At 60.0% G+C, this 15971-nt stretch carries 17 protein-coding genes and 2 tRNA genes; 12 read left to right on the plus strand and 7 right to left on the minus strand.

The annotated features are described in order from the left end of the window. Positions 1-83: 83 nt before the first annotated feature. Both HKN06_05825 and trmH read right to left on the minus strand, forming a co-directional pair. Complete coding sequence (locus tag HKN06_05825) at positions 84-368, minus strand: DUF427 domain-containing protein (GenBank protein ID NNF60833.1); 285 nt, start codon at positions 366-368, stop codon at positions 84-86. Further along, a complete protein-coding gene (trmH, locus tag HKN06_05830) occupies positions 368-1045 on the minus strand; it encodes a tRNA (guanosine(18)-2'-O)-methyltransferase TrmH (protein ID NNF60834.1) in 678 nt (225 codons plus the stop codon). Before trmH ends, HKN06_05825 begins: the two co-directional genes overlap by 1 nt. Before the next feature lie 26 nt (positions 1046-1071). On the opposite strand from trmH, the gene HKN06_05835 reads away from it, so the two are divergent. After that, positions 1072-1482 (plus strand): YjbQ family protein, encoded by a 411-nt coding sequence (locus HKN06_05835; GenBank protein NNF60835.1) that lies wholly within the window; start codon positions 1072-1074, stop codon positions 1480-1482. Here the strand turns inward: HKN06_05835 and HKN06_05840 are convergent. Further along, positions 1479-1937, minus strand: a complete 459-nt coding sequence (locus tag HKN06_05840) for a peroxiredoxin (GenBank protein ID NNF60836.1) — start codon at positions 1935-1937, stop codon at positions 1479-1481. The two genes, HKN06_05835 and HKN06_05840, sit on opposite strands and share 4 nt — an antisense overlap. Further along, positions 1937-2416: a GNAT family N-acetyltransferase gene (locus tag HKN06_05845; protein NNF60837.1), complete on the minus strand. Its 480-nt coding sequence runs from the start codon at positions 2414-2416 to the stop codon at positions 1937-1939. The genes HKN06_05840 and HKN06_05845 overlap by 1 nt, the downstream gene beginning before the upstream one ends. Positions 2417-2495: 79 nt before the next feature. On the opposite strand from HKN06_05845, the gene HKN06_05850 reads away from it, so the two are divergent. The 5 genes from HKN06_05850 (at position 2496) to rraA (ending at position 5683) form a co-directional block, all read left to right on the plus strand. Next, a tRNA-Ala gene (locus HKN06_05850) sits at positions 2496-2571 on the plus strand. A 78-nt stretch (positions 2572-2649) separates the two neighbouring features. Continuing rightward, on the plus strand, positions 2650-3048 hold the full coding sequence (locus HKN06_05855; protein ID NNF60838.1) for a SnoaL-like domain-containing protein: 399 nt from the start codon (positions 2650-2652) through the stop codon (positions 3046-3048). 10 nt (positions 3049-3058) lie between these two features. Beyond that, positions 3059-4783 carry a hypothetical protein gene (locus HKN06_05860; protein ID NNF60839.1) on the plus strand — a complete coding sequence of 575 codons (1725 nt, stop codon included), beginning with the start codon at positions 3059-3061 and terminating at the stop codon, positions 4781-4783. A 303-nt stretch (positions 4784-5086) separates the two neighbouring features. Next, positions 5087-5163: transfer RNA gene (locus tag HKN06_05865), tRNA-Arg, on the plus strand. 43 nt (positions 5164-5206) lie between these two features. Then, entirely contained in the window at positions 5207-5683 is a 477-nt protein-coding gene (rraA, locus tag HKN06_05870; protein ID NNF60840.1) for a ribonuclease E activity regulator RraA, read from the plus strand. 132 nt (positions 5684-5815) lie between these two features. Here the strand turns inward: rraA and HKN06_05875 are convergent, their stop codons facing one another. Continuing rightward, positions 5816-6502 (minus strand): glutathione S-transferase, encoded by a 687-nt coding sequence (locus tag HKN06_05875; protein ID NNF60841.1) that lies wholly within the window; start codon positions 6500-6502, stop codon positions 5816-5818. 184 nt (positions 6503-6686) lie between these two features. Continuing rightward, the gene (locus HKN06_05880) at positions 6687-7058 is read right to left on the minus strand and encodes a zf-TFIIB domain-containing protein (protein NNF60842.1); all 372 of its coding nucleotides are present in this window, start codon (positions 7056-7058) and stop codon (positions 6687-6689) included. A 336-nt stretch (positions 7059-7394) separates the two neighbouring features. Between HKN06_05880 and HKN06_05885 the strand changes: the two genes are divergently transcribed. From HKN06_05885 to HKN06_05910, 6 genes are all read left to right on the plus strand, one after another. Continuing rightward, entirely contained in the window at positions 7395-10235 is a 2841-nt protein-coding gene (locus tag HKN06_05885) for a 2-oxoglutarate dehydrogenase E1 component (GenBank protein NNF60843.1), read from the plus strand. Positions 10236-10256: 21 nt separating this feature from the next. After that, positions 10257-11450, plus strand: a complete 1194-nt coding sequence (gene odhB, locus HKN06_05890) for a 2-oxoglutarate dehydrogenase complex dihydrolipoyllysine-residue succinyltransferase (protein NNF60844.1) — start codon at positions 10257-10259, stop codon at positions 11448-11450. A gap of 45 nt (positions 11451-11495) precedes the next feature. Continuing rightward, positions 11496-12923: a dihydrolipoyl dehydrogenase gene (gene lpdA, locus HKN06_05895; protein NNF60845.1), complete on the plus strand. Its 1428-nt coding sequence runs from the start codon at positions 11496-11498 to the stop codon at positions 12921-12923. 523 nt (positions 12924-13446) lie between these two features. Then, on the plus strand, positions 13447-13989 hold the full coding sequence (locus HKN06_05900; protein NNF60846.1) for a sigma-70 family RNA polymerase sigma factor: 543 nt from the start codon (positions 13447-13449) through the stop codon (positions 13987-13989). Then, positions 13982-14359 carry a hypothetical protein gene (locus HKN06_05905; GenBank protein ID NNF60847.1) on the plus strand — a complete coding sequence of 126 codons (378 nt, stop codon included), beginning with the start codon at positions 13982-13984 and terminating at the stop codon, positions 14357-14359. Before HKN06_05900 ends, HKN06_05905 begins: the two co-directional genes overlap by 8 nt. Before the next feature lie 23 nt (positions 14360-14382). Continuing rightward, positions 14383-14817 (plus strand): hypothetical protein, encoded by a 435-nt coding sequence (locus HKN06_05910; protein ID NNF60848.1) that lies wholly within the window; start codon positions 14383-14385, stop codon positions 14815-14817. A 7-nt stretch (positions 14818-14824) separates the two neighbouring features. On the opposite strand, the gene HKN06_05915 is transcribed toward HKN06_05910, so the two are convergent. Continuing rightward, positions 14825-15595, minus strand: coding sequence for a hypothetical protein (locus HKN06_05915; protein NNF60849.1), 771 nt, complete (start codon positions 15593-15595; stop codon positions 14825-14827). Positions 15596-15971 lie beyond the last annotated feature (376 nt).

Genomic DNA, 15971 nt, shown 5'->3' on the forward strand with positions numbered 1-15971 from the left:
TGGAGAAGTTCCGCCGTCGGCAGGGTGACGGGGTAATCGAGGTCGAATACGAGGTGGTGGCGGAACGTCGTGAACGCGACTAGCTAGTCTGCCACCTTGACGCCACGCCAGAAGGCAACCCGTCCGGAGATTTCTGCGGCAGCTTTTTTTGGTTTGGGGTAATACCAGGCCGCAGCGGCATTGCGCTCACCGTTAACTACCACATCGTAGTAACAGGCAACGCCCTTCCACGGGCAGCGCGTCTTTTCCTTGCTCGCCTCAAAGTGCTCTTGCACCAGGCTGTCGGCAGGGAAGTACAAATTGCCTTCGAGCTTTACGACGTCGTCGCTCTTGGCAATTATGGTGCCATTCCAGCTTGCATGCGCCATCAGCAGTCATCTCCGGGTGTATTGTCGAGTGTGTTTTCTGCCAGGTTGCCCTGCTCATCGAGCGACGGGTAAGGTCGGCCGAGTTCGCGACAGCGACGGGCAACACGCGGATGCGACCATTCCACCAGCAGCCGCTCGATTTCGGACTGCGCCAGGCGCTCCTGATCATACATGCCGGCGGCCTGGCGTTGGCGCATTGCCTCGTACAGCACCAGCGCGGCTGCCACCGACACATTCAGTGAGCTGACCATCCCGCACATCGGCACGGTAATGTGACGGTCGGCAGCTGCCGCTGCCGTGGCGCTGACGCCCCACAGCTCGCCACCGACGAGTACCGCACTGGGCCTGGTGTAGTCGACCTCGCGAAAATCCACGGCATGCCGCGACTGGTGGGCAGCCAGCAGCTGGTATCCGGCCGCATGGAGCTCGTCACACGCGTCGCGAATGGTGGTATGGCGTTGCAGCTGCACCCATTTTTGAGCGCCCGCCGATATCATGCGGTGACGCCTTACAGTTTCGTGAGACACCACGTGTAACCTGGGAACACCAACGGCGTCGCAGGTGCGAACCAGAGCGGCAATATTGCGGGTCTTGCGGGTATTTTCCGCCAGCACCGTGAGGTCAGGCTGCCGTTGCGCCAGCACCCGTTTCAGTTTTGTAAAGCGTTCCGGTGTCATTGTCGCGGTGAGGTAAACTCGGCAGCATGCAGCAGAAACAGATTGAAATAAGGACCGGCGGGCGCGGCACCATAGACGTTACCGCTGAGGTGCAGGATGCTGTGCGTGACAGCGGGGTGCAGACCGGGTTGTGTCATATCTTTGTCCATCATACGAGTGCCTCGCTGATGTTGTGTGAAAACGCCGACCCCGGCGTGCGCCGAGACCTGGAAACTTTCATGGCCCGCCTGGCGCCCGATGGTGACGCAATGTTCGAGCACGTTGCCGAGGGTCCCGATGACATGCCGGCGCATGTGCGCTCGGTGCTGACCGGCAACCATCTTTCGGTTCCGATAACGGATGGTCGCTGCAGCCTGGGCACCTGGCAAGGCGTGTACCTGTGGGAGCATCGTACTCATCCGCATACGCGGCGCCTTACCGTAACAGTGCAGGGTTAGCCGCTCGCGGCACGACCGGCCGCACTGCGAAAAAACTCGTCGTGCCGCTCGATACGAAAGTCAGCGAGCAGCGCATCGGCGATGCTGCCGTCACGGTCGATCAGGAAACTGGCACGGCGGACGCCAAAGCCCAACGGGCCGTCGACGTCGTAGGCACGCACCGCCTGTTTGTCGGTATCGGCCAGCAGCGTGAAGTTGAGATTGTGCTTGTCGGCAAAGCGCTGGTGGCTGTCACTGTCCTGCGGGCTGATGCCGACGACGCGCAGGCCGCTGGCCACCAGGTCATCCTGCATATCACGCAGAGTGCAGGCTTCTTTGGTACAGCCGGGCGTGAAGTCTGCCGGATAAAAATACAGCAGCAGCGGGCCCTCTGCGAGCAGCTCGGTGAGCGTGACGGTGTTGCCGTGCTGGTCGGGCAGGCTGAAATCGGGTGCCTTTGATCCTGGTCGCAGCATCAGTCGTTTCTCCTTGCGGGCTGGCGAAAATCCAGCTCCATGATGTGATAGCCGGCACGCTGCAATCCACGTGCCTCATAGACACGCTGGGCATCCTCGTTGTGATCATCAACGTAAAGGCGTAGCCCGCAGACGTCGCTGCTCGCGCGCGCCAGCCGGTGAACGTGATCGTACAAAGCAGTGAAGACACCGCGCTGACGCGCATGTTGCGCCACGTACACGCTCTGAAACCACCAGAACCAGCCATCGCGCCAGTCGCTCCATTCGCGCGTGATGGATAGCTGACCGATGACCTCAGCGCCCTCACAGGCCAGGAAGTAGCGTCCCCGTCCGTCCGGATCACCAAGGATGGCGGCTACGCCGGCTTCCAGCCGGGCGCCGTCGAGCTGCTTGCCCTCCGACTCCGCCGCCAGCCGGGCGTTGAATTCGGCCACTATTGCGGTATCGGCCGGTGTGCCGTCGCGAATCACGATAGTCATCCAGCCATGATACAGGGCCAGGGCCGGCGGCCCTAAGTGTGCCAGCCCGGCCATTGCTGCTAGAATTCGCTCCCGGTGCGGGGCCGTAGCTCAGTTGGGAGAGCGTCGCGTTCGCAACGCGAAGGTCGTGGGTTCGACTCCCATCGGCTCCACCATTTTTCTGCTGCCAGCAACCCCCGATGGCGCGCCCGAAGGGCTACACTTTCACTACAGGCCTGTAGTGGAGAGAGCCAATGTCGATCGAGAACCTCAACGTCATCCGTGACATGTATGACGCCTTCGGCCGTGGTGACATCGATGCTGTTGTTGCCACTCTCGACCCGAAAGTCGAGTGGAACGAAGCAGAAAACTTTCCCTACGCTGACCGTAACCCCTATATCGGCCCGCAGGCAGTTGTCGAAGGCGTATTCAGCCGGCTGGCGAGTGAGTGGGAATACTGGTCACTCGACATGGAGCAGTTTCTAGACGCCGGCGACTACGTCGTTGTAACGGGTCGTTACCACGCCACTCACAAGGGCACCGGCAAGGACATCCGCGCGCAGTTCGCGCACGTCTGGCAGCTGCACGATGGCAAAGCAGTACGCTTCCAGCAGTATGCCGACACGGCTCAGGTCGCCGCCGCCATTAGCTGACCCTGACACGATGGCGGACAGCAGTAACGTAATTCGTCGTTTGATTGGTGAGTTTCGCCGCCGCCGGGTTCTTGAATCCGCCGGTCTTTATATTGCCGCGGGCTGGGTGTGTATCGAGGCTGCGGCGACATTGTTTCCGGTGTTTGGTTTTCCTGACTGGGCAATACGGCTGCTGGTTTACGGTGTAATCGCCACGTTTCCATTTTTCATGGCTGCTGCGTGGATGTTTAATCTTACCTTGCGGGGCCTGGTACGCACGGGCGCAACACCAACGGAGCAACTGGTGTCGCCGGCAGACATGCCGCACCGGTCTGTGGCGATACTGCCGTTCAGCAACCAGACGGGTAATGCCGACAACGATTATTTTGCCGACGGCATGGCGGAAGAGTTGCTGAACATGCTGGCCAAGGTTGCGGACCTGAAAGTCGCTGCGCGCACCTCGAGTTTTGCATTGCGCGACCGCGCCGATAACGTACGCCACATCGGCGGGCTGCTGGGTGTGCGCCACGTACTCGCCGGCAGCGTGCGCCAGGCCGGACAGCGGATTCGAATTACGGCGCAACTGGTCGAGACCGTCAGTGGCTACCAGCTATGGTCGGATACCTACGACCGTGATGTGGGAGACGTTTTTGCCGTGCAGGATGAGATTGCAGCGGCAATAGCGCAATCACTGGAAGTCGCCATCAGCGACGGGGCCCCGGGGGAGCGCGAACAGTCGGCATTGCCGACGCAGAATATCGATGCCTACCAGCATGTGCTGCGCGCAAACTACCTTTGGGCGCGACGCGGTGCCGATGCAATTGCCGGCGCCATCGGCGCATTGGAGCAGGCCTTACAGCTCGATCCCGACTACGCAGAAGCACATGCACGACTGGCGAGCGCCAGGGCGATCATGCACGAGTACAGTGACGAGCCGCGCGAGGAGGGCTTCGCAGTCGCCGAGGCGCATGCGCGTCGGGCAATAAGCCTGGATCCAAGCCTGGGTGAGCCGCATGCGGTGCTGGGCTACATGGCGCTGCGGCTGTGGCACTGGGCGGAGGCCGAACAACGTTTGCAGCAGGCGATACAGCTCGACCCTGGTTTGCCGATTTCATACCAGTGGTATGCAAACCTGCTGGGGGATTTCGCGCGCGAGGACGATGCCATGCAGCAAATCAGGGCTGCACATCGGCTCGACCCGCTGTCGCCGCAGGCCAACAATATTCTGGCACTCATGGCACTGCTGGCGGACGATGAGGGGCTGGCAGCAAAGCACGCCGGTATTGCGCGCGAATATGGCATGGGCGGCATGATCCCGGATATTGTCGAGTTCATGATTGCCGTGCGAGCCGGCAAATATAAGGAGGCACTGCCTGGATGGCAGGCGTGCCAGCAACGAATATCCAAAGATGCCGGGTGGGTCGAGCCGGTGTTGGCTGCATTGGCAGACGCTTCGCAGAAAGCGCCCGCCCTGGACGCACTGAGCCAGGCGCAGCGCAGCGGGCGGATCAATGGCGCACAGTTGTTCTTCCATTACCTGCTGTTGGGTGAGGCTGAATTGACATTCAATATCGCCAGCACGCGGCTCGCGGACCATAGTCTTACCCATGTGTGGTTCATGTTGCGCGAGGCCGCTCAACTGCGGCGACACCCCCGGTTTCATGCCCTGATGGAAACCATGGGGTTGTGTGCTTACTGGAACGAAACCGGCTACCCGCCCAAGGTCCGGCACCTGGCTCCTGACCAGGCTGCGTAGCGCGGCATCTACTGTAGGAGCGGCTTCAGCCGCGAATGCCTGGGACCATACTTCCCGCAGGAACGGCTTCAGCCGCGAATGACCTGGAACCATGCTTCCTGCAGGAACGGCTTCAGCCGCGAATGCCTGGAACCACGCTTCCTGCAGGAGCGGCTTGCGGTATGCAGCATCGCGGGAGTGGATTTACGCCGCGAGCATTAACATCGGATTCGCGGCTGAAGCCGCTCCTACAGGCGGGATCCAGCGGCGCGCCAGCGCCGCATGGTAAATCACGGTAGAATTTTTCGCTGTTCTTCGATCATTGCCCCGGTAGCTCAGCTGGATAGAGCGTCCGCCTCCTAAGCGGAAGGTCCCAGGTTCGAATCCTGGTCGGGGCACCAGGAATTGCCAACACATGCGCGGCTGACACGAGCCAACAACAATATGCGACCAACAACCGACCTGTATGACGACCACGAGGAAACGGTGCAGACCTGCTCCGTGCAGTTTCGTGACTTTGGCACCACGCGTGCCTTTGCCGGCCGGATTCGCACCGTGCGCTGCAGGGAGGACAACCAGCTGTTTCGCAGCCTGCTGGATGAGCCGGGCAAAGGTGACGTCGTTGTCGTTGACGGCGGCGGGTCCACTGCAGCGGCCCTTATGGGCGACATACTCGGCGCAAAAGCGCTGAATAACGGCTGGTCTGGCTGCGTCATCTACGGTGCAGTGCGTGATTCCGTCGAGCTCGCGACTATTGCAGTTGGCATCAAGGCGCTGGGCGTCAACCCGGCCAAGAGCGCAAAGACGGGTGCGGGGGAGGTCGATGTGCCCGTTCAGTTTGGGGGCGTGACCTTTGAGCCGGGTCACTGGGTCTATTGTGATGCCGACGGCATACTCGTGTCGCCGACGCGGATTGAATAACGGGTACCGGACACCGCCATTAGCTTGTTGAGCAGGCGAGACATGCCAGGGCCCCTTACTTGCCCCAACAAGCTGTCCCCGGGCGGCCGTTGCGCCGCGAACACGGTGGACTTTAAATCGTCGAAGGGCGGGCTAGGAATCTGTGCTGGCGCCCATGAGTTCGTAGTGTCCGCCACGGTCAAGCGCGGCTTTGTACGACGGTCGCGCGCGAACGGTTTTGAGGAATGCTGCCAGGTGCGGATAGTCTGCAGCGAGGTTGGTTCTTACTTCGGCAGCCTCCAGCGCAAAACTCATTTGGATATCGGCGGCAGTAAATGTATCGCCACAAAACCACGTCGACTGGGTGAGGGTGTCCTCCATGAAACCCAGGTTTCGTTTCACGTTGGCGTCCAGATAGCCTGCCCGCACCTTGCCGGCAATGCCTTTGGCGACAGGCTTTATGAAGAACGGCATCGGCGCGCTCTCTATTCGCGCCAGTATCAGCGAAATAATCATCAGCGGCATGAACGTGCCCTCGGCATAGTGCAGCCAGTAGTTGTAAGTGCGCCATTGTGCCGTACCGTCGGCGGGGCGCAGGCTGCCATCATCGTAGCGCTGCACAAGATATTCGATAATCGCGCCGGATTCGGCCACGGTAACGCCGTCATCGACGATTACCGGCGCCTTACCCAGTGGATGCACGTCGGCAAGCTCCGGTGGTGCCAGTCCGGTTTTCCGGTCACGACCGTAGCGTTTCATCTCATAGTCAAGGCCAAGTTCCTCCAGCAGCCACAGGATGCGCTGGGAGCGTGAGTTTTCCAGATGATGGACAATCAGCATGTCGTTCATAGCCTACGTGAAGAGCATCAGAAACATTGTGTGGTGACCGCGCCGGGCTGTGCTAATGCAATGTCGAGCCAGTCGATACATCAGCTTGTTGAGATGAGCGTCAGTTACTGCACAACAGGTTGCAAGCGCCACCCTGCAGGAATTTTCCCTGCTGAAAGACCTGGCCGGGTGTCGGTTACTTGTCGACTATCTTGCGGCTCTTGAACCGGTCCCAGAAAGTCAGCTGAGCCAGATCCTTGAATTCGCCGGCATCAAAGAATACGCCACAGCCTTTCGGGCATTGCTCGTACAATATGTGCGGCTGAGTCTCATCGGTCAGGTGTTTCATACGCGCGTTACACTCGGGGCAATACACTTCCTGCATCTTGTTCAGTTTGTCAGGTGCCTTGGTATTGTCGTCCAGGTGGCCTGCCAGCCAGTCATCCTTGCGCAATGACCTGAACTCGTCGGGCTGAAACCACAACCCGCGACAGCCGGTGCAGCGGTCCACGGGGGTTCCGGCAAAAGACAGGATTTCCATCTCGCTCTGGCATTTCGGGCATTTCACTTGGCTGGTCTCCCCGGGTATTTCGTCTTAAACGGCTAGTTTAGCGGTTTGGACGCGGCTTTTCGCAATGTTTGCCGCTCAGGCAGTCGGGGCCGCGGCAAATGCCACTCAGCCCGGCCAAAGGTATATATTGGTCAATAAGTTAGATGTTTTTCCTCAGTTTCAATATGATATGCCGTCAAAGGGTGCGTGCCGGCCCGCCAGGCGCCACGCAGAAACAAGGACATAGCGTTTTACTCAGGTTAACCATCGGCTAAACTAGCCAGCCGCTTTACCCGGTACCGGCACCGGCGTAGCGGCGTACGCGGACTGACCGCCGGCCATTCGAACAAACTAATGACTCGATCACTCAAGGACCGGTATGTCTCGACGCCGCTTTACGGCGGCAGTGCGCCGTATGTCGAGCGTTTCTATGAGCAGTACCTGGCCGATCCTGATTCGGTAGACCCGGGCTGGCGAAAATATTTCGACAGTCTGCGCAATGGTGCCGCTCAGGAAACGCCGCGCGGACCTGTCGAAGCGCAGCTGGCCGAACAACTCCGGTCAGGACGGCGACCACAAGTTGCTGCGGCTGCCGCATCGTCCGGTGATCTGGAACGCCAGGCCGCGGTACTTGGTTTGATTGCAGCGTTTCGCGTGCACGGCCACCGCCTGGCTACCCTCGACCCGCTCGGGCTGGCCAGCCAGGGTCGTGTTGCCGATCTCGACCCGTCGTATCACGGCCTCAGCGAAAACGACATGGAGTCGGAGTTTTACACTGACGGCCTTGCAGGCACCGCGCGCATAAAACTGCGTCAGATCATTGACCTGTTGCATCATATTTACAGTCGTTCGATCGGCGCCGAATTTTCACACCTGTCCGGCACACGTGAACGCACGTGGTTGCAACAGCGTTTTGAAACCGGCGCAATCGCCGATGCGTTGACCGATGAAGAGCGCCGCCTGTTGATGCAGGAGCTGACAGCGGCCGAAGGCATCGAGCGCTACCTGCACACCCGCTATGTTGGCCAGAAGCGTTTCTCGCTTGAAGGCGGCGAAAGCCTTATCCCGCTGTGTAACGATCTCATCGGCCGTGGCGGCGAGTCCGGCGTCAAGGAAGTCATAATCGGGATGGCGCATCGCGGCCGGCTGAACGTGCTGGTAAACGTATTTGGAAAGTCGCCGGCCGAACTGTTTTCGGAATTCGAAGGCACCTACGATATCGACAGCCGGCGCGGCTCTGGTGACGTCAAGTACCACATGGGTTTTTCCGCCGACGTGCCAACGCCCGGCGGCAATGTGCACATTGCGCTGGCATTCAACCCGTCGCACCTGGAAATCGTCAACCCGGTGGTGGAGGGGTCAGTGCGGGCGCGGCAGGATCGCCGTGGCGACAAAGAGCGGCGCACCATCATGCCGATACTGATCCACGGCGATGCGGCATTTGCCGGGCAGGGCGTAGTGATGGAGACACTGCAGATGTCCGGTACCCGCGGTTTTCATACCGGCGGAACCGTGCACATTATCTGCAACAACCAGATCGGCTTTACTACCAGCGATCCGCGCGACACACGTTCGACACCGTATGCCAGCGATGTTGCAAAGATGATTGAAGCGCCGGTGCTGCACGTCAATGCCGACGATCCCGAAGCGGTAATTTTTGCCGCACGTGTCGCGATCGATTACCGCAATACTTTCGCCAAGGATGTGATCATTGATCTGGTCTGCTATCGTCGCCATGGTCATAATGAGGCGGACGAGCCGGCGGCCACGCAGCCGAATATGTACGCGGCGATCCGCAAGCATCAGTCGGTGCGCAACATCTATGCCGAACGCCTGACCGAGGCAGGCCTGATTGAACAGGCGGATATCGATGCTATGGCCGAGCAGTACCGTGAAGGGCTGGATGACGGCCGCGTCGAGTTTCTCGAAACCCACGGCATGATCGGCAATGAATTTACCGTCGACTGGCGGCCCTATTTTAACGACGACTGGACCACTCCGGCCGAAACTGCGTTGTCGCCGGAGCGCTTTCGTGAGCTGGCGCTGGGCATTCTTAACGTACCAGACGATGTTGAACTGCATTCACGCGTCAAGCGCATCATGCACGAGCGTGGCCGCATGGCGACCGGTGAGATTCCTCTGGACTGGGGATTTGCTGAGACCATGGCCTATGCCGGCCTGCTCACCGACGGATTTCGCGTGCGGTTGACCGGCCAGGACAGTGGTCGCGGCACCTTTTTCCATCGCCACGCCGTGTTGCACAACCAGCGTGATGCCTCCAGCTACATCCCGTTGCAACACCTGGCGCCGGATCAGCAGGAATTTGAAGTCATCGACTCGTTGCTGTCGGAAGAAGCAGTGATGGGCTTCGAATATGGTTATTCGACAACCGAGCCGGGCTGCCTGGTTATCTGGGAAGGCCAGTTCGGCGACTTTGCTAATGGAGCCCAGGTTGTCATCGACCAGTTCATCAGTTCCGGTGAGGCCAAGTGGGGGCGGCTTTGCGGGCTGACGCTGTTCCTGCCGCATGGTTACGAAGGGCAGGGCCCGGAGCATTCGTCCGCCAGGCTGGAGCGCTTCCTGCAGCTGTGCGCCGAGCACAACATGCAGGTTTGCGTGCCATCTACGCCGGCGCAGATGTTTCATATGATCCGGCGCCAAATGATCCGCCCGATTCGGCGCCCGCTTATTGTCATGACGCCAAAAAGCCTGCTGCGCCATCGCCTTTCAGTGTCGACGATTGGCGATCTGACCACGAGTACATTCCAGAATGTCATCGGCGAGACCGACGACATCGCGACGGATGCGGTCACGCGCGTTGTGTTCTGCGCCGGCAAGGTTTATTTCGACTTGCTGCAGGCGCGCCGCGAAGCGGAGCACGAAAATGTTGCTATCGTACGTATCGAGCAGCTTTATCCCTTCCCGGCTGAAGAATATGTCGCGCAGCTGGCGCGCTACAGCAAGCTGCGCGAGGTGGTCTGGTGTCAGGAGGAGCCGCAAAACCAGGGTGCCTGGTATCAGATACGGCACCACCTGGTTGAGCCGCTGGGCGATATTGAATTGTCTTATGCAGGCCGCGAGGGTGCAGCCGCGCCGGCGGCTGGTTATTACAAGCTGCACGAAGCGCAGCAGCAGGCGCTGGTCGCTGCTGCACTCGATGTCCGGCAGGCTGCCGGGCGTGTCGTTCACCAATGACGGGAAAGTGAGTAACGCGTCATGAGTATTGAAGTAAAGGTTCCACAACTGCCCGAGTCGGTAACCGACGCAACGTTGCTGTCGTGGCACAAAAAGCCGGGCGACGCCGTGGCCCGCGATGAGAACCTGGTCGACCTGGAGACGGACAAAGTCGTTCTGGAAGTGCCGGCACCATCCAATGGTGTGTTGAAAGAAATTCACCAGCAGGACGGCGCTACCGTCACCAGCGGCGAATTACTGGCAACGCTGGAGGAGGGCGCAGCCCCGGCAGCCAAAGAAGCCGGGTCGGGGCAGGGCAGCGCGGCGGACGAGGCAGGCGAGTCGGCCGCTGACGGTCACAAGCTGTCACCTTCAGTGCGCCGGCTGGTTGAAGAGCACAATCTCGATCCGGCCGCGATAAGCGGCAGCGGCCGCGACGGCCGTATCACCAAGTCCGATGTGTTGAGTTTTATCGAGGGCGGCACAAAAGCACCGCAACCGGCAGCCGCAAAACCGCCGGCACCGCCGGCCGGCGAGCGTACTGAACGCCGCGTACCAATGACCCGGTTGCGTGCAAAGATTGCCGAACGCCTTGTCGAGGCACAGCAGACCGCCGCCATGCTGACGTCATTTAACGAAGTTGATCTGGGCGCGGTCAAGGAGCTGCGCAAGAAATATCGCGACAGCTTCCAGGAAAAACACGGCGTTAAACTGGGCTTTATGTCGTTTTTCGTCAAGGCGTCAATCGAGGCCTTGCGCAAGTTTCCGGCGGTCAACGCCTCGGTTGATGGCAACGAGATTCTTTATCACGATTATTTCGATGTCGGCATTGCGGTTTCCACCGAGCGCGGACTGGTAGTGCCGGTGCTGCGCGATGCTGACCAGATGAGTTTTGCCGAAATAGAAATGGCAATAAACGACTACGCCAGCCGGGCCCGCAAGGGATCGATCAGCCTCGAAGAACTGACCGGGGGTACCTTTACGGTAACCAACGGGGGTGTGTTTGGCTCGCTGATGTCGACGCCAATCATTAATCCGCCACAGAGTGCGATTCTGGGGATGCACAAGATCCAGGACCGGCCGATGGTGGTCAATGGCGAAGTACAGGTGCGGCCGATGATGTATATCGCGCTCACCTATGACCATCGCATCATCGACGGTCGCGAGGCCGTGCTGACGCTGGTCACCATCAAGGAGGCGCTGGAGGACCCGGCGCGGCTGCTGCTTCAGGTTTAATTTCAATTCCAGGTGCGCCACGGCGCGCCGCGGGGGAACAACACAATGAGTACTTCCAGTGACGTTATCGTCATCGGTGCGGGTCCGGCCGGCTATGTGGCGGCAATTCGCGCGGCGCAGCACGGCAAGAGTGTTATCTGCATTGACGCATGGAAAAACTATGACGGCAGTGCGGCCTTTGGTGGTACCTGCCTGAACGCTGGCTGTATTCCGTCGAAGGCGCTGCTGGAGTCATCGGAGCTTTACGAACGCGCGCGCCACGAGTTTGCGGCTCACGGTATCGAGGTACCGACGGTCGGTCTCGACCTGGCGACCATGCAAAAGCGCCGCGCCGGTATCGTCAAGCAGTTTACCGGTGGAATTGTTGCGCTGTTCAAGGCAAACGGCGTAAAGGGCCTGTTCGGTCACGGCAAGCTGCTGGCGCCGGGCAAGGTCGAGTACACACCGCATGACGGCAAGCCGGAAACACTGACTGCCGAACACGTCATCCTGGCTGCCGGCTCCAGCCCGATTGAGTTGAAGAGTGTGCCGTTCGACGGCGAGCGTGTCGTCGACTCCTGGGGTGCGCTTGAATTCGACGCCGTTCCCGGCCGGCTCGGCGTCATTGGCGGCGGCGTCATCGGCCTGGAACTGGGCAGCGTGTGGAACCGGCTCGGCGCCGAGGTCACGGTGCTCGAGGCGATGGACGATTTCCTGTTTATGGCCGACAAGCAGATTGCGTGCGATGCACAGCGTCAGTTCAAGAAGCAGGGCATGGATATCAAGCTTGGCGCCATGGTTTCCGGTGCGGACGTTAGCGGCAACGGCGTCAAGCTGCGTTACGACGACAAGTCAGGCAGCAACGAGCTCGAAGTAGACAAGGTAATCGTCTCGGTAGGCCGACGACCCTACACGGAAAACCTGCTTGCGGACGGTACCGGTGTGCAGCTCGATGAACGCGGTTTTATTGTTGTCGACGATGAATGCAAAACCTCGGTTCCCGGTGTGTGGGCCGTCGGTGACTGCGTGCGTGGTCCAATGCTGGCTCACAAAGGCTCCGAAGAAGGAGTTGCGGTTGCTGACCTGATTGCCGGTGAAGTAGCCGAGGTTAATTACGACGTCATTCCATCTGTTATCTACACTGCGCCGGAAATCGCCTGGGTTGGAAAAACCGAGCAGGAGCTTAAGAAAGCCGGGATTCGCTACAAGTCCGGTACCTTCAATTTTGCTGCTAACGGACGGGCCAAGGCGCTGGAGCAGGCAGTTGGTCTGGCCAAGGTGCTGGCAGCAGTGGACGACGACGAGATTCTCGGCGTGCATATCCTCGGTCCCATGGCCGGTGAGCTGATTGCCGAAGCGGTGCTGGCTATGGAGTTCTCCGCCAGCGCCGAGGACATCCAGCGCACGATCCATGCCCATCCGTCGTTGTCCGAGGCTGTGCACGAAGCAGCCCTTGCCGTCGACAAGCGCGCCATCCACGCGATTAATTCCTAGAAATGCAGATGGAGCCGACATCGCCGGTAAGTGATGCAGCTCATCTGCTACTGGTCGGGAAACGTGCCACCAGCACCTCCACGCGTGTTCAGCGTTTAGATTCCCGTGGGAGCGGCTTTAGCCGCGACTCCTTGCGATGATGTCCCGCAGGAGCGGCTTCTTGGGCACAGGACGCCCTTGTGTCGCGGAGCACAGGGATCTGCGAGAGCGACCAGCCGCGAATGGTCCTGCGATGAAGTCCCGTCAGCAGTACCGCGCGTGTTCAGCGTTTAGATTCCCTGTGGGAGCGGCTTTAGCCGCGACTCCTTGCAATGATGTCCTGCAGGAGCAGCTTCAGCCGCGAACATTTCCCGCGACGATGCCCTGCAGGAGCGGCTTCAGCCGCGAACATTTCCTGCGATGATGTCTCGAGGGGGAACCGCCTGTTCGTTGTGGCCGATCGTCAGCATGCGCCAATGGTTTAACATAATGCGGGTAAACCGCCGGGCGCGTCAGGCCACTAACGGATGGAGGAGCACAGGTTTTGCCGCATGATCCATCCGACAAGCAACTGGTCCGACGCTTCCAGCGGGGCGACACCAATGCGTTTACCGCGCTGGTGCAGCGCCACCAGGACCGCACGCTGCGCCTGGCATACGTCTGGCTGGATGATTCTGCGGGCGCGGAGGATGTCGTCCAGGAAGTATTCCTGCGCGCCTGGACCGGGCTGCACCGTTTCCGGTTTTCAGCTGCCCCGGCAACCTGGTTGTTTCGCATGACCCGCAATGTCTGCAATGAAATGAACCGCCGCCGGCGCCGCAAGGGTGAAACCGCGCCAGGCGAGGTTGCATACCAGCCTGGTGCCGAACGCGAGCAACAGCAGCAACAAACAATCGCTGCAGTGCGCCGCCTCGTGGCGGCATTGCCGGAGCGACAGCGTGATGCGGTGCTGCTGCGGGTTTTCGAGGAACTGTCTGTAATCGAGACAGCGCGGGTCATGGGCTGTCGTCCGGGCACAGTCAAGGCGACGTTGCACAAGGCGTTGAACAACTTGAGGGCAGCCGCCCGGGACAGTGACGTTGGTTGATCGTTTCGAACAGGATTTGCAACGCCTCGCCGCTGACTATCGGGGCATCCGTGCGCCGGCTGAGCTGGCGCGGCGTATCTCTGCAGGTTTGCCGGAGAAGCGCGGACGACGCAGCAATGCGTTGTGGCTGGGGCTCGCCGCCGCCGGGGTGGCTGCACTGGTGCTTCTCACACCAGGTACGGGCCCGCTGCGTGAACCTGTTACGACATTGTCGGTATTGAGCCTGCCGGCGGTGCCACCAACACCCAGGCTCAATTTCACTATTCGCTCACCGGGACTGGGCAGGGCGCGTTTACCTGTCATTCCACCAACCCCGCGTCCTGCGGTCAGCCCGCCTGCGACGGAGAAACCCGCCAGGACCGACGCATGATCATTAACTTCAGGAGAAATCGCATGAATCAAATCACCAAATCGCTGGCAGCAATTGCCGTCAGTACAGCGCTGCTTGTCACGGCCGCGCTTCCCGTGCAGGCCCAGGATCGCGAGCAGCGCGATGTCGAGCGGCATGAGCTGGCGCAAATGGATATGTTCCTCAGTCTGATGCAGCAGTTTTTTGGCATCATCGAGTCGATGCACGAGGTCGCCAGCGATCCGGAAAAGTCGGCGATCTTTCAGCTACACAAGATCCAGGAAGCATACGAGGAACGCGGTGAAAAACCGCGTACTGCCGTCGTGATGCGGCGGGTACTGGAGGAAACAGACAACACCACCATTCGCGCTGCAACCTACCTGATGCTGGGCGATCTGCTGAAGGAGAACGGGCGCAGTGATGAAGCGATCGAGGTGCTGCGTCGTGGTCTGGACGAGAGCCTGCGCGCAGCCGACTGATACTGGTTCAGGTGGTTGCGGTGCCCGGCTTGCTGAAGATTATTGAAAACTGCGCACCGCGGCCCGCTTCGCTGGCGACCTGCAGCTGGTAACCCATCTGGTCACAAAGCGCCCGCGAGATGGCCAGCCCCAGGCCGGTGCCACTGTCGACATTGCCCAGTGACTGTTCCTGGTAAAAAGGCTGAAAGATTGTTTCCAGCCGGTCACTGGGGATGCCGACGCCGGTATCGACTATATCGATGCGTACCGGCGCGTGATCCGCCGGGTCGGCCGCCAGTCGCGCCGTAACCCGTCCTTTGTTGGTAAACTTTACCGAGTTCCCAATCAGGTTAATCAGGATTTGCTTCATTCGCATCCGGTCGGTCTGCAGCTGCACCGGCTGTGTTGGTAACTCGGTTCGCAGCTCCAGGGCTTTGCCCACTGCCTGGGATTCCAGTTGCTGCACAGTCTCGCGGATCAGCTCATTCAGATCGACCGGTGCCAGGTGCAGCTCATTGCGCCCGGACTCAATCTTCGACAGGTCGAGCAGGCCGTTAATCAGCTGGAGCAGGTGCTTGCCGTTCTCCCGCACCCGTTCGAGAAATGACCTGTCTTCTTCATCGCGACTGCGTTCCAGCAGCAGGGACGTAAAGCCGATGATCGCATTGAGCGGCGTGCGCAGTTCATGGCTCATCTTGGCCAGGAATTCGCTTTTCGCCTTGTTCGCCTGCTCGGCGCCGACCAGGGCCTGCCGGGCGGTGTCCGCGGCCCATTCGGCATTCTGCTTGGCCGCCAGCAAGGCAGCCTCGGTGTGGCGCCTGCGGACGATCGTCCCAAGCCGATCTCCATACTCGTTAATGAGTGCGGAGCCCCTATTTTTTTGATTACGGCGCGAGCGCATGGGCGACCCAGAGGGCTACGGGAAAGATGGCGGGTTCCAGGCTAACGTTAATTGACAAAGGGTCCGTTAACCTGCTCGTAACCCATTTGCGAAAAATCGGAGGCTTTGTCGCCTTTCCCGTTGTGCCCGCCGAAAGCTTGGCGAGACATCGCCGGGAGCGCTAGTTTGGGGGAAGCGCACGTCTGGGGCGGAATAAACGGGGGCGAAGATGCTGACCGACGAACAGATCGAACAATTTCATGATGAAGGCTACCTGGTCCTGCCGGAGCTGTTC

This window comes from Gammaproteobacteria bacterium (assembly GCA_013003425.1).
Classification (GTDB): Bacteria; Pseudomonadota; Gammaproteobacteria; order Steroidobacterales; family JABDKV01; genus JABDJB01.